This window comes from Mesorhizobium sp. M0106 (assembly GCF_040322715.1).
Lineage (GTDB): Bacteria > Pseudomonadota > Alphaproteobacteria > Rhizobiales > Rhizobiaceae > Mesorhizobium.
Window position 1 is genome coordinate 162,856 of record NZ_JAMYUA010000010.1, and the last position, 13,068, is coordinate 175,923.

10 protein-coding genes and 1 pseudogene are annotated in these 13,068 nt (G+C 60.9%); 4 read left to right on the forward strand and 7 right to left on the reverse strand.

Annotation, left to right across the window (positions count from 1 at the left end; translation table 11 throughout):
* Positions 1 to 15: 15 nt before the first annotated feature.
* Both NKJ55_RS13105 and NKJ55_RS13110 read right to left on the reverse strand, forming a co-directional pair.
* On the reverse strand, positions 16 to 2,730 hold the full coding sequence (locus NKJ55_RS13105) for an ABC transporter transmembrane domain-containing protein (protein ID WP_352450260.1): 2,715 nt from the start codon (positions 2,728 to 2,730) through the stop codon (positions 16 to 18).
* Between the two features lie 17 nt (positions 2,731 to 2,747).
* Complete coding sequence (locus NKJ55_RS13110; protein ID WP_352450261.1) at positions 2,748 to 3,068, reverse strand: hypothetical protein; 321 nt, start codon at positions 3,066 to 3,068, stop codon at positions 2,748 to 2,750.
* Between the two features lie 130 nt (positions 3,069 to 3,198).
* Here NKJ55_RS13110 and NKJ55_RS13115 point away from each other — a divergent pair, with 130 nt between their 5' ends.
* Positions 3,199 to 3,867 carry a class I SAM-dependent methyltransferase gene (locus tag NKJ55_RS13115; protein ID WP_352450272.1) on the forward strand — a complete coding sequence of 223 codons (669 nt, stop codon included), beginning with the start codon at positions 3,199 to 3,201 and terminating at the stop codon, positions 3,865 to 3,867.
* Positions 3,868 to 4,080: 213 nt separating this feature from the next.
* Here the strand turns inward: NKJ55_RS13115 and NKJ55_RS13120 are convergent, their stop codons facing one another.
* The 4 genes and pseudogenes from NKJ55_RS13120 to NKJ55_RS13135 form a co-directional block, all read right to left on the reverse strand.
* The gene (locus NKJ55_RS13120) at positions 4,081 to 5,259 is read right to left on the reverse strand and encodes a glycosyltransferase family protein (protein ID WP_352450262.1); all 1,179 of its coding nucleotides are present in this window, start codon (positions 5,257 to 5,259) and stop codon (positions 4,081 to 4,083) included.
* Positions 5,256 to 6,500 (reverse strand): glycosyltransferase, encoded by a 1,245-nt coding sequence (locus NKJ55_RS13125; protein ID WP_352450263.1) that lies wholly within the window; start codon positions 6,498 to 6,500, stop codon positions 5,256 to 5,258. The genes NKJ55_RS13120 and NKJ55_RS13125 overlap by 4 nt, the downstream gene beginning before the upstream one ends.
* 1 nt (position 6,501) lies before the next feature.
* On the reverse strand, positions 6,502 to 7,716 hold the full coding sequence (locus NKJ55_RS13130) for a glycosyltransferase family protein (protein WP_352450264.1): 1,215 nt from the start codon (positions 7,714 to 7,716) through the stop codon (positions 6,502 to 6,504).
* A 490-nt stretch (positions 7,717 to 8,206) separates the two neighbouring features.
* Positions 8,207 to 8,514 (reverse strand): annotated as a pseudogene (locus tag NKJ55_RS13135) (ferritin-like domain-containing protein); the annotation flags it as partial.
* Between the two features lie 386 nt (positions 8,515 to 8,900).
* Here NKJ55_RS13135 and NKJ55_RS13140 point away from each other — a divergent pair.
* The gene (locus NKJ55_RS13140; RefSeq protein ID WP_023675950.1) at positions 8,901 to 9,239 is read left to right on the forward strand and encodes a hypothetical protein; all 339 of its coding nucleotides are present in this window, start codon (positions 8,901 to 8,903) and stop codon (positions 9,237 to 9,239) included.
* A 188-nt stretch (positions 9,240 to 9,427) separates the two neighbouring features.
* Entirely contained in the window at positions 9,428 to 10,666 is a 1,239-nt protein-coding gene (locus tag NKJ55_RS13145) for a M24 family metallopeptidase (protein WP_352450265.1), read from the forward strand.
* Between the two features lie 9 nt (positions 10,667 to 10,675).
* On the opposite strand, the gene NKJ55_RS13150 is transcribed toward NKJ55_RS13145, so the two are convergent.
* A complete protein-coding gene (locus NKJ55_RS13150; RefSeq protein WP_352450267.1) occupies positions 10,676 to 11,548 on the reverse strand; it encodes a helix-turn-helix domain-containing protein in 873 nt (290 codons plus the stop codon).
* 106 nt (positions 11,549 to 11,654) lie between these two features.
* Between NKJ55_RS13150 and NKJ55_RS13155 the strand changes: the two genes are divergently transcribed.
* A complete protein-coding gene (locus tag NKJ55_RS13155; protein WP_023675947.1) occupies positions 11,655 to 12,926 on the forward strand; it encodes an extracellular solute-binding protein in 1,272 nt (423 codons plus the stop codon).
* The last annotated feature ends 142 nt before the right edge of the window (positions 12,927 to 13,068 follow it).

Genomic DNA, 13,068 nt, shown 5'->3' on the forward strand with positions numbered 1-13,068 from the left:
TGAATGTCCGTTGCTCTATGACAACAGTTCCTTGAAGATACCGTTCCCTGCCAAAAGTGTCTCGTGTGTTCCGTCTTCCGCCAATTGACCCGAGTCGAAGACGATAACGCGATCGAACATCATCGCCATTGCCGGATTCGTCACGACCCACACAATTGCCGGCGAATGGCCGTCGCGCCTGGCTTCCCCGAGCACATTTCGCAGCACCTTATCCTGCATGCGCTGGTCGAGCGCCGACAGCGGCCGGTTGAGAATGAGAAAATCGGGACGCTTGAGCAAGGCCCGGGCAACATCGAGCTTCTGTCGCTGTCCACCGGTCAGCCGCCTGCCGCCGGAGCCGACGTTGAAGTCCAGGCCGACATCCAGAAGTTCGCCATAAAGCCCCAGTTCGTCAAGAATGTCATAGACGATGGAGCGTATGCGGTCGGGCGCGTCGGGATGATTGTTGCCCACACGCCCGAACAAGACATTATCCATGACGGTGGCCGCGGCAATGTATTTGGCAGGATCATACCGTTCGACCGCATTGTGCAGCTCGGGCGGCAGGTCTTCATAGAACCGGTTGCGTGCAGCGACGATCTTGCTCATCAGCTCGTCGCTCAGCAGGCCGAAGCGGTGCCGGGGCTCGATGTAGGCAAAGCTCAAGGTGACGATCATGGCGCGATCGTTCTCCGAAACCGCCTCGTAGGGACGGTTCTTGAGCCGTTGCAGCAAGGTTTCGTAGGCGGGTATCTCCTCCGCGCTCATGAAGGCGAGCTGCTGGAAGAACTGGTGATCGGGCGGCAGGTCGGCAAACAGCTCGATCGCCTGTTTGGCGATCTCCAAGCCCATTTCGTAGAGCGTGCGGTCGAGGCCGGCTTGCCTCAGCACGGAAGCAAAATAGGGATTGGCCGCCAGGGCCCTGTCGGCCAGTTCGGGGCCGGCGGCAGCGCCGAAGAGCAGGTTTTGGCCGATCGTTGCTTCCTTGTTGTAGGCGCCCGGTTCGAAAGGAACCACCAGTCCGCTCAGCCCCTCTTGTTCCAGCCGGGTCCGCAGCGCCGCACGCAGTTCGACGATCCGCCTGGCAAGCTCCGTGTGACGCGTGAGGTCGGCCGAAGAGCGCAAGCCGAGATCCAGAATGTCACGCGACAGAACAACCGCGTCGAGCACCCGGCGCACGGCTTCAAAGAGGTCGTGCGGGCCGGTAGCGCCAGCGGAAGCATAGTTGATCCAGTCGCTGTGGATATCAAGATCCGGATTGCCCGACCGGCGCGCCTCGTGAATGTTCCAGCGGTGCTGATCTGCCGCAGCACCGTCATAAGGCACCGATGTCAGCGGCGCATGCTTCAACCCGTAGAGCAGGTTGTCGCGGAGGCTTGCCTGGAACAGGAAAACATCCGACGAGGCATACGACATGCGCCGGCCGGTTATTGCTTCGGGAAGTTCAAGCAGGTCGTCGGTGCCCGAAGCGACCCTTCCGCTGTCCGGCCAGTTCAGCCGCGCGAAGGCTTCTGCAAGCGCCTCCGCTCCACCTGTTGCGGTACTGACCAGTGCCACCGTCTCACCCGGCTTGACCTGGAGGGAGATACGGTTGAGGAGCATTGCACCGCCATCGTCTGCTATGGACAGATTGATCGCCGACAGCGGCTTGGTCATCGGATCGGGATCGTCGATCGTCAATGCCCCGATTTTCGGCGCGATGAGACCTTCAACGGTGAACTGTTCAACGACCTGTTGATATTTGACCTGGACATCCTGCCGATCCTGATCCCAGTCGATCAGTTCCTTCATCGGTCCGGGCAGGTCCTTGTAGGCGCCGATCACGGCCACGAGCTGGCCGACGTCCAGCCGCCCCTGGAGGACCAGATACCCGCCGATCATGTAGAACAGAAAGGGCGTGAGCTGCGCGAGAAAATTGTTGAGGAACTTCACCATGAATTTCCATTGGTAAAGATCGAAGCGGATCTTGAAGATGAGCCCGAGCCGGGCAGCTATGTCGGCGCGCTCGTAGTTTGATGTATCGTGGACGTGAACCGCGCCGATGCCGTCGACGATTTCGCCAACCCGGCCCGAAAGCGCGCGCGCCGTCAACTGCCGTTGGCGCCCGAGCACGATCAGCCGCCGCCGCATTCGCGGGATGAGCACGATCTGGATCGCCACGATCACGACCGCTATCATTCCGAGCCAGACGTTCTGGATCATGATGAACAGCATGGCCGTCAGCGCTTGGCCGCCGAGCAGTACCGGCTGCAGGAAGGCGTCGCCGATGAAGCCGCCCAGCGGCTCCACCTCGTCCTTCACCATGGTCGCCACTTCGGCGGATTTCACCCGCTTGAAGTAAACCGGCGGAAAACGCAGCACACGGTCGACCAGATCGAAGCGGATACGCCGCAGCATGCGTTCGCCGAGGCGGCCCTTGTAGGTGTTGATGTAGAATTTGAACAGGCCGTTGATGACGACTAGCAAGAGGAACACAAGGCTCAGGGCAAACAGGGTCTCCTCGCGGTCGAGCTGAAAACCGGAGAAGAACTGGACCTCTCCAATGAACGGCAGGTTGTAGTGTAGCCTCATGAATGGCTGGGTCGCGCCCGGTTGCTCGAAGCCGCGACCTTGGATCGGTCCGTTGACGATCAGCTTCGGCAGGTCGAAGGACATGAAATACGGGATCATCGAAAGCACGACGATCATCAATATCCAGAGCTGCTGCTTCTTGGTGTGCGTCCAGATATAGCGGGCTAGGCTGGCTTCCATATGCGACTGTGGACCCTTCAGTTGGAAGGATGCAGGATGTAAAAGCACCTGCTGGCGAATGGCGTATCGGCAATTTCTTCATCGCCAACGACAAGCTCGAAGCTGCTGTGCACGGGCATTGTCCTGCGCTCAACGATGCAAGGAACCTGCGAGGCGGCGCGATCCAGTTCCGGCGCATGGTCGATGGCAACGACATGGGCATTGTTGATCGGCGAAGAAAGCAGCTGGCCAAACGGTCCGCGGCTTTCGTAAGGCTTTGGCGAACAGCCGAGCAGCACGAGGCCGCAGCTGCGCGGCTGGTGCTGGCGGATGGACGCCGATGATCCGGACAGATGCAACAGGCTCTCTCCGGCACCGGGCAATAGCCAAGCGGCTTGCAGCATGATCACGTCCGCGGAATCAAACAGTCTTGCGGGAGGCAAGATTGCGTTGTGTCGCCCAAAATCCCAACATACAAGACGAATTATGATGGATGTCACGCAACCACGCAATGCCATGGACTGGCACGAGCAAGCCTTGGACCTCACGCGGGGAATTGCTGCTTATGTCAACTGCCCTCTCGTGGCAGGGCTGGCGCGCGTCGTCGCCAAGCATCCGAAAGCCGATATCGCCAACGCCTTCAACCACAAGCAGGTCGCCTGCAAGATGTGGGCGCTCGACAGGCTGTTCGAAAGCGGCGGCGGCCGCTTCGGGCGCATATGGGTTCTGGGTGGATGGTACGGCGTATTGCCGGCAATGCTTTTCAACGACGCCCGCTTCGACATCGCGGCGGTCGATAGCATCGACATCGATCCCGAAGTCGCGCCGGTCGCCCGGACCCTCAACCGGGAAGCCGGCGACCGGTTCCGGGCGCTGACGGCAGATATGTACGCACTCGACTATGCGGCCGGGCGGCCCGATCTGATGGTCAATACGAGCTGCGAACATATAGCCGATCTGCGCGCCTGGCTTGCTCTGCTTCCGCCGGGCACGAATGTGCTGCTGCAATCGAACGATTATTTCAGCGAGCCGACGCACATCAACTGCGTGGCTTCGCTTGCAGCCTTCGAGGAAATGGCGGCGCTACGGGAGGTGCGGTTCTCCGGCGAACTGCCGACAAAAAATTATACGCGCTTCATGCTGATTGGAACTGTTTAATGCATTTCGCCCAAAAGCGCGTAGCGGTTTTGGGACAACGACACGCATAAAAACAGGACTTGAAGCGCGTCGCACGAATCTCACCAGACGCGACGCGCGTTAGGGCATTTGCAGGAAAGTGTGGAAACGGCTTTCCGTCCGGAATTGCGTCAAAACAAAGAGACAGAGCGGTTCTGCGTGAAACGATGAACCGCTCTAGGATCTATCGTCTGTTTAATCATGAACTTTTCCGAAACCGGGCCCCACGTTTAGGGACCATGTTCGATGCCGCTCGCGCAGGATTTGCGCGGAGCGACGCGCGCCTTCCAGATCGAGACGATGCGCAGATGGCGTCGGTTCCACAAGCGCTTGTTCGACCGCTTGCGCCAAACCTTCAGGCGTCAGGTCCTTTTCCATCAGCACCGTTGCAAGACCGAGTTCTTCGAGCATCAGGGCGCGAACCGTCTGTTCGGTTTCCCCGCCGGCTGCAAATGGGACGAGCAGGGAGCGACAGCCCGCGCGCAGGACATCGCAGACCGTGTTGTAACCCGCCTGCGAGACTGACAGGCGGGCGCCGGTCAGCAGGCTGGCGAAATCCTCGCGGAACCGGAAGATGGACAGGCCCGGCGTGGCATCGCGTGCGATCGCGTCAAACTCGTCTTTCGGCAGGTTTGGGCCGGTGATCAAACACCATTTCCAAGCGTTGTTGGCATTCCGCGCCGCTGCGATGGTGGATCTGACAAGGCTCTTTCCGGCAGCCCCGCCGCCAACCGACACCAGAACGTCGAAGCGCTCGGAGCCCGCGGGCGATGGCGGCGCGGCAACGAGCCCCGTGTAGGTGACCTCGGCCCTGATCGCCCCAGCCAGTGGAAATGTCTTGTCGATGGTTGCGAAAGCCGGATCGCCGTGGACCATAACAAGATCGAAATGCCTGTTGATGAGATCGACCGTTTCCTCGTTTCGGCCCAGCTTGACGCGCTCCTGGAGGATATCACGGACGGACGTCGCCAGCAGCGGTCTGGGCGACGTCGCGTCGATGGCCTCGATCAGCGGCAAGAGTTCGAAACGCATCTGCCGGCGTCCAAATGGAAACGCCTCGACAATGACGATATCAGGCCTGCAATCCCGGAATGCCTGCAGCAGCATCTCTGAACGCCATTTCTTGAAATCATCGTCGATCGGGTTGCCTTGCAGGTCGACAAGTCCCGAAAATCCTTCATCACCGGAGGTGACAGGTGGCAGAGTTACAGATTGTACACCCAGTCCCGGAAACCCGGCGATCGGCGCTCCGCCGGTCACGACGGTAACGTCAAACCCGTCATCGACCAGAGCCGCCGCAATGCGGCTGGCGCGCGCGAGATGGCCGATGCCGAGCAGGTGCTGGACATAGAAGAAAGCGCGCAGCCGCTTCATTCGGCGGCCCGCCACTCCCGCTCGAACAGTTCCTTGAGCTGTCCAATGCTTGCCATATGATCGAAATTGCCGCGCACGCGCCGCTCTGCGGCGTCGCCGAGGCGGTCGCGGAGCACGGGATCACGGATCAGGCGCTCCAGCGCCTGTGCCAGGGCAATCGGGTCTTCCGTCGGAACCAGCAACCCCGTTTCATTCGGCGATAAAAGCTCCGGCACGCCGGAAATATCGGTCGACACGCAGGCAAGCCGCTGGCTAGCCGCCTCCACCAGAACGTTCGGCAGACCGTCGCGGTCGCCAGTTGCGGTGATCCTGCAGGCCAGGGCGAAGATGTCGGCACGGCGGTAGTGCTCAAGCACCTCCTCCTGCGCAAGCGCGCCTTTCCAAGAGACGCGACCATCCAGGCCGAGCTTTTGCGCCAGCGCCTTGCACCGTTCCAGTTCTTCGCCGCCGCCGATATGCTCGAAACGCCACGCCAAATCGCCGGGCAACAGGGCAAGGGCCTCCAGCAACGTATCGTAACCTTTCTTTTCAACGGCGCGCCCGACACTCAGAACGACAACCGGTTCGTCCGGAGCCGAGCCGTCATGCTGCTTTCGCGCCTCGCCGAAACTGCCGAAGCGATCAAGGTCGAGCCCATGATAGCTCAGATGCACAGACGAGTTGCCGTTAGCGAGTTTTTTCAGACGATCGAAGCCGGTTTTCGTGCAAGTGACCGTCCAGCGCGCCGAGGAAAGCTTGCCGGCCAGATCCCAGTCCGCCGAAGTCCAGATGTCCTTGGCATGGGCCGAGCAGGTCCAGGGCAGGCCACGAAGCTGGCTGGCATAGCGCGTCACCGATGCAGGCGTGTGCGCGAAATGTGCATGCAGCCAGCCCGCGTTTTCCGGCCATTCGGCCGCCAGCACGAGCGCTTGCCCGAAGCGGCGCGCGCGATTGCGCGTAAAGTCGCGGGGCATATCGGCAGCCAGCGATCCGAGCGCGCGCCAGAAGCCCGGACGCAGCAGACAGGCAAACAGCGAGCGAAGCACGCGCAGCGGCTCTTCATGCAGATATTCCGGCAGATAATGGACGGGCGCTTTGATCTCGTCATGCACGGGGTGGCGTTTTTCGTCGGTCGGCCGCCTGAGCGCGACGAGTATCAGGTCGAACCCCGCACGCTCAAGACCGAGCAGTTCCTGCGCGATGAAGGTTTCGGACAGCCGCGGATAACCCTTCAGAACCACGACGATCTTGCGATGTTGCAACTCAGGTCATTCCTTCAATGACCGAAAGGTGATGGCCGGCTCGCCGGTCGAGCAGTTCCGCGACGATTTCGGAAATATGAGGCAGCCCTTCCAGCGTCAGATGCGGATTGCTCTGCGATGGGCGGGGCCGGTCCGGCAGCACCTTCAGTGCATCAGCAAACCGCCGGGAATCCTCGGCTTCTTCCGGCAAAAGCATCTCGATGAGGCCGAGTTCGGCTGCGCGCCGTGCGCGAATCAGTTGTTCCCGGCGGGGCTCGACGCGCGGCACGATCAGCGCCGGCTTGTCGAAAGACAGTATCTCGCAATAGGTGTTGTAGCCGCCCATCGCCACTACCGCCTTGGCGCCGGCAATCAGGTCTTCCATGCGGTTGTCGAACTCGATGATCTTGATGTAGGGGATCTTGGACCCCTTCTTGAGCAGCTTGTTGCGCTTGCGCGCCGGCATGTAAGGCCCAAGCACGATCAGGGCTCTATGCTGCAATTGCGGATCCTGCTGATAGGCATCGATGACGTCGTGGATCAGATCGGCGCCGTCACCGCCGCCACCGGTAGTAACGAGGATATAGTCGCCCTCAGGCCGGTGGCCGGGCAACTCGTTCCGCTGCAGGCTCCGTTGCAGGAAACCGACGAACCTCATCTTTGCCCTGACAGCCGGGGGCACATCCAAGCCGGTCAACGGATCGTAGAAATCCGGCGGACCATAGGCCCAGACCTTGTCGTAGAAGACGCCTATCTTGCGCATCACGTCTCTGCGTGCCCACTCTGCTTCGAGCAGATGCGGCGCATCCATCACCTCGCGCAGGCCAAGCACCAGCGTGGTGCCCCGCGTCTTGAGGTAGGACAGCGTGTCCTCAATCTCACCGCGCAGGCCGAGCGGTTCCTTGTCGACGATGAAGATATCCGGCCGGAAGGTCTCAGCTGTATGGCGGATGATCGACTGGCGCATCCTTAGCGTCTCATGCAGATCGATGTCCTTTTCCAGCGAGGTGTATTCGCCGTTGCGCAGCTTGATGACGCTGGGGATCTTCACGAAGTCGACACGGGCGCGGTAGTCGAAGGCGCCAGCGATAGTCGCACCCGAAATGATAAGCACCTGAAGTCCGCGGAAATCCTCGACCAGCGAATGCGCGATAGTCCGGCAGCGCTGCAAATGGCCGAGCCCGAACGTGTCGTGGCTGTACATGAGAATTCGAGCGTTTTCTGCGTGCTGGGTCATTGTTGAACGTCTCTTAGAATTCTCGCCTTGAGGACCGTGAGCGACCCGCAGGATTCGAAACCATCCTCGCGGGTCTACCGACCTGTTCTGAAACATGAGGGCGCAATTTTCAATTCGTATTACAAAGAGGGTCCATATGCTGAAACCAGGAAGCTACGTCTGCTCAGCGGCCTGCTTGCCACGTGGTCCAGAAGAACCTGCATCATTTCACTGGTATTGACCATCTCGGATTCTCGGCGGCCTTGACCGCTGCGAAAAACGTGGAAACTCCAGAATGGAATAAGGTATGGGCTGGGTACTTCACTCCGAGCGTCTAAGCCAAGCTCCTAAACCATGATGTGCCTTGGCGGTGGGAAGCCGGAGCGTTGACGGAGTAGGGGACACGTTCGAACCGCCTAGATCTTGACTTCTCAGACCAGAATCTGGGGGTCAGGAGTTCGACTCTTTTCGGGCGAGCCAATTGAACTCACTAGCTTTTTGGACGCCATGGGCGCATGAACTCGCCGATTGCAGGCTTGTCAAAGCTGACCTGTTTGCCGCCAACGACAGCGCCGGCCTTCGGGCCGGCATCCGAGTCTTCGATCCCTTTTCCGGTTGTACCGCGCAGGTAATATTCGGCTTCCATATATATTCGAGATTGAGGGCGAACCGGAAAAAAATGTCTTCGTCTTTGACCTCATCCTGCGCATAGGCGCGGGAAACCGGGGCAAGCCCGGTGGCCGAAGCGAGCGTTGCTCCCAGGCCAAACTGCAATTCGCGGCGGCGCGAAACACGAAATGCAGGCGTGACGCGGATCATGGCTTCCTCCCAAAAGCCCGCCGGCATCAAACATTTTGGCACCTCAAAAGCACGCCTGCGCTCCCAACTTCACGAAATGTGGAATGTTCCTCAGTCACCGATAGCCGAGCAGCTAGGTTTCCTCGACCCTAGCCTCATGTCAGCCGACGCACACTGCGCTGTAGCGGCGCCGGATCTGCCGGCAGCAAAAATCCCGCCGCTGCGGTCGTCCGAAGTACGCTGTCGATAAAATCCAGGACTTTTGCGTATCGATTTCGGACCAAGGTCCGTCTTGTAGAATACTGTATTTGAACAAAGCTAGGTAACAGCCGACTTTCGGATTCGAAAGTCCTGACGTTTTTCATCTGGAACCCATCCTGGCGGGAGGGCGACTCGAAGGAGGAACTATGAAAACGCGCACCTGTCTATTCGCGACTGTAGCCGCTCTCACCCTTGTCGCATCTCCGGTACTCGCTGCTCCCGGGGGCAATGGCAATGGCAACGGCAATGGCGGCAGCAACGGCAACGGCGGAAACTCGGCCGGCGCCGGCTCGCAGGGACACGGAGCCGCCACTTCCGCCGCGGCCAAGGACAAGTCGACGACCGGCGTTGCTCATGCAATGGCGGTCGTTGCCACGACACCGGCCTCACCGCAGGCTACGCTGGCCTTGCAGGCAGCGCTGGATAGAAAGGCCGCGAAAGACGCGGCAGACACTGCCGACGACACCTCTGATGAAACCGAGTAAGCATTCGAAACAGACCACTTGTCGCGTTGAAAGCCGTGGTTCGCCGCGGCTTTTTTCGTTTCCAGACGACGAACTCTCAAGGTGAACAGCGCTTCCAGAAAAAAGCTGCTCCACGGCGGCACTGAAGCTACGCTAAGGTCAAACGCCGCCGCATCGGCGTCGGATTCGAGTGCATTCGAGGAGATCCCATGACCGGCTTTGTCGACCGCGAGCGCGCAACTGACCTGATGCAGCGCGCCGGCATCGAGGCGCTGGTGCTTTGCGAGCCCGAGGCGTTCCAATATGCCACCGGTGCCTGGATCGGCCCGGCCGGCCTGTTCCGGCGGGCCGGCGCCGGTTTCGTCGTTATTCCCAAGCGAGGCGACCTGCCGATCGGCGTCGTGGTGGCGGATTTCCAGGCTGCCCAGCTCCGGGCGGCGATGGCCGGCGCCGTGCTGCGCACGCATGCGATCTGGATCGAATCGGCGTCGCTCGAGCCGGCGACGGCCGACCGGCCTGTTGCGCAGCGCATCGAGGCCGGCTTGGTTGGCCGCGCCCCCGGTTTTTCACGTCCGGCGACCTTCGAGCTTGCCCGCTCCGTCCGCGAGCTGAAAACGATCCTCGCAGAATTCGGGCTGGAGCGTGCGACGCTCGGCATCGAGCTGGATTTCGTCTCGGCCAGCGATTTTTCCGCGATGCAGGCGATATTGCCGGGCACTGCCCTGGTCAACGGCTCGCCGGTTCTCGACAGGCTGCGGGCAATCAAATCGCAGAGCGAGATCGACCTTCTGCAGCAGGGCATCGCCCTGTCGGAAGCCGGCCTGTCGCGGCTGCAGCAGCATGCGACGACCGGCATGCGTCAGTCTGAGCTGGTCGCGCTTTACCGGCAAGGCGTCGCGGATGCAGCCGCCGGGTCGTCGCAGCAAATCTCGACGGCGGAATACGTCACGCTGGGCGCTCGCCCAAAAGGCGCCGACGCCGTCGCCGCCGCCGGCGATCCGCTGAAGGCCGACATGGTGTGCAGCGTGAACGGCTATGCCTCGGATATGTCGCGGAATTTCACCTTCGGGCCGCCGTCGCCCGAACAGGCCGAATTGCATGCGATAGCCGAACGCACCTTCGCCGACGGGCTTGCCGCGCTTGTGCCCGGAAAGCCGTTAGCCGCCGTGCATCGCGCCGCCAGCGAAAGCCTGGCGCGCCACGGCCTGCGTTCCTATCGCCGCGGCCATTTCGGCCACAGCGTCGGCCATTCCGTGTTTTCCGAGCAATGGCCGTTCATCTCGGCCGACAGCAATGTCATGATCGAGGCCGGCATGGTGCTGGCATTCGAGATCCCGCTCTACATCGACGGTCTCGCCAGCTTCAATCTCGAGGACCAGTTCCTGATCACCGCCAACGGTCCGTCACCGATGAACCGCCTGCCGAGGCGCCTGGATATTATCGGCTGAATCCAGCCGTTATCTGGCGCCGGCCACGCCCCTGCGGAAATCCGACGGCGACATGCCGGAAAGCTTGCGGAACGACTTGTTGAAGGCACTGAGCGAGCCGAAGCCCGATTCCATGGCGACGCGCAGCACATTGGCATCCTGATGCATCAGCAGCGCCTGAGCGTAGCTGAGGCGCAGCAGATTCACATATTCATTGAGCGTCATGCCGGTCGATTTCTTGAAGATGCTCATGGCGTATTTGGGATGGATATCGGCCGCCGCGGCGATGTCGACGCAATCGATCTCGTAGAGGAAATTCTCGGCGATGAAGTCGCACATGCGCCCGACATTGCGCAGCGATTGCTGATCGAAGGGAGTGCCTATCTCCTGTTCGACCGGGGTTTCGGGCACCAGCCGGTAAGGCTCGAAGCGCACCCGCTCCAGCCGCAGCAAAAGCTCGTTGACGGCATGCTCGGCCTTGACCGGGTCGCCGGAGCGGGCATAGCGGTTCCAGCGCTCGAAATTGTGGTCGTCCGACCGGTCGGTGGCGTCGGTCACTAGCGTCGCCCCGGTCATCAGTCTGTTGCGGACCTCGACGGGCAAATGCAGCCGGAAGAAATGCACCAGCGGCAGATGCGCGCCGGCGTAGATGGCATCGTCGGAGGCTTCGTCCATCTGGTGCGGCAGGCCGCCCCAGAACAGGCACATCTCGCCCGCAGAAAGCGAAAGCCCGTGCCCGTCCATGCGGTAATGCACGGCGCCGCGCACGATGAAATTCACCTCGACCTGGGCGTGCCAATGCGGCTTGAGCATCACCAGGGGCTGGGTGTGGAACATCTGCAGCAGCAGCGGCAGGCCCTCCACGCTGCTGGCGCCAGGCTGGTAAAACGGCCTTTCCGGCATCTTACTTTCCGCTCATTTCTTATTCCCTTTGTCGCGGACAAGGCTTTCCCGAGGCCTAGTCTAGCCACGCTCGCAAACAGAGAGCAACTGAAATGGGAGGATTTCAATGCGCATAAAATTGACCTGCGCCGCGCTCGCGCTTGCCTTGGGCTCCAGCCCGGCCTTTGCGCAGTCCGGTGAAATCACGATCTGGAGCTGGAATATCGCCGCTTCGTCGCTGAAGGCCACCATAGCGGGCTTCAACAAGCAGTATCCCGACATCAAGGTGACGGTCGAGGACCTTGGCAACCAGCCGACCTACGACAAATCGATCGCCGGCTGTGCCGCCGGCGGCGAGGGGCTGCCTGACATCGTTACGATCGAGAACGGCGAAGCCGAAAACTACTGGAGCCAGTTCCCGGATTGCTTCGTCGACCTGCATACGCTCGGCTACACCGCGGAAGACCAGGCAAAATTCCCCGACTTCAAGCGTACCGAGCTCGAGGTTGACGACAAGGCCTATGCGATGCCCTGGGATTCCGGTCCAGTGGCGATGTTCTACCGCCGCGACTTCTATGAGAAGGCTGGCGTCGATCCGTCCTCGATCAAGACCTGGGACGATTTCATCGCCGCCGCCAAGAAAATCCAGGCCGCCAATCCCGGCGTCACGATGACCAACGCCGATTTCAACGGCGATTCCGAATTCTTCCGCATGATCTCCAACGAGCAGGGTTGCGCCTACTTCTCCGCCGACGGGCAATCGATCACGGTCAACCAGCCCAAATGCGTCGATGCCATGACCAAGATCAAGGAGATGAAGGACGCCGGCATCATTTCCTCTGCCGACTGGAGCACCAAGATCACCAACAACACCGCCGGCAAGGTCGCCACGCAGATGTATGGCGGCTGGTATGAAGGCACCGTGCGCACCGAATCGCCCGATGGGGCAGGCAAATGGGGCGTCTATCTGATGCCGAGCCTGACCGCCGACGGTCCGCGCGCCGCCAATCTCGGCGGCTCCTCGCTCGCCATCACCTCGGTGTCGAAGAACAAGGAAGCCGCCTACGCCTATCTGAAATACACGCTTGCGACGAATGAGGGCCAGATCACCATGCTGAAAGGCTTCGGCCTGGTGCCGTCGCTGATCTCGGCGCTCAACGACCCTTATGTCTCCGAAGGCCTGCCCTATTGGGGTGGCCAGGCCGTGTGGAAGGACATCCTCGGCACCTTGCCCAAGGTCGTCCCCAGCCGCGGCACGCCGTTCCAGAGCGACGCCGAAATTATCATCCGCGCGGTGCAGACCAAATATCTGGCCGGCGGCTATCCCGACGCCAAGGCAGCGCTCGACGATGCCGCAAGCCAGATCGCCGCGGCGACCGGCCTGCCGGTTAAGTCGTGATCTAGACGAGGCGGCTCCGAGCGCGCGGCTCCCCTTCTCCCCTTTGTTTGGACTGGGGACATCGCGAACAGATGTGCGAGGACATCGCGAACAGTTTTGCGCTTTTGCGCGAGGGGGTTCGGGATGCCATTCGAGGACAGAA

Coding starts and splice junctions, on each gene's coding strand:
- NKJ55_RS13150 (WP_352450267.1), bottom strand. CDS start 11,548: ATGCCGGAAAGGCCGTTTTACCAGCCTGGCGCCAGCAGCGTGGAGGGC.
- NKJ55_RS13155 (WP_023675947.1), top strand. CDS start 11,655: ATGCGCATAAAATTGACCTGCGCCGCGCTCGCGCTTGCCTTGGGCTCC.
- NKJ55_RS13140 (WP_023675950.1), top strand. CDS start 8,901: ATGAAAACGCGCACCTGTCTATTCGCGACTGTAGCCGCTCTCACCCTT.
- NKJ55_RS13145 (WP_352450265.1), top strand. CDS start 9,428: ATGACCGGCTTTGTCGACCGCGAGCGCGCAACTGACCTGATGCAGCGC.
- NKJ55_RS13115 (WP_352450272.1), top strand. CDS start 3,199: ATGGATGTCACGCAACCACGCAATGCCATGGACTGGCACGAGCAAGCC.
- NKJ55_RS13130 (WP_352450264.1), bottom strand. CDS start 7,716: ATGACCCAGCACGCAGAAAACGCTCGAATTCTCATGTACAGCCACGAC.
- NKJ55_RS13105 (WP_352450260.1), bottom strand. CDS start 2,730: ATGGAAGCCAGCCTAGCCCGCTATATCTGGACGCACACCAAGAAGCAG.
- NKJ55_RS13120 (WP_352450262.1), bottom strand. CDS start 5,259: ATGAAGCGGCTGCGCGCTTTCTTCTATGTCCAGCACCTGCTCGGCATC.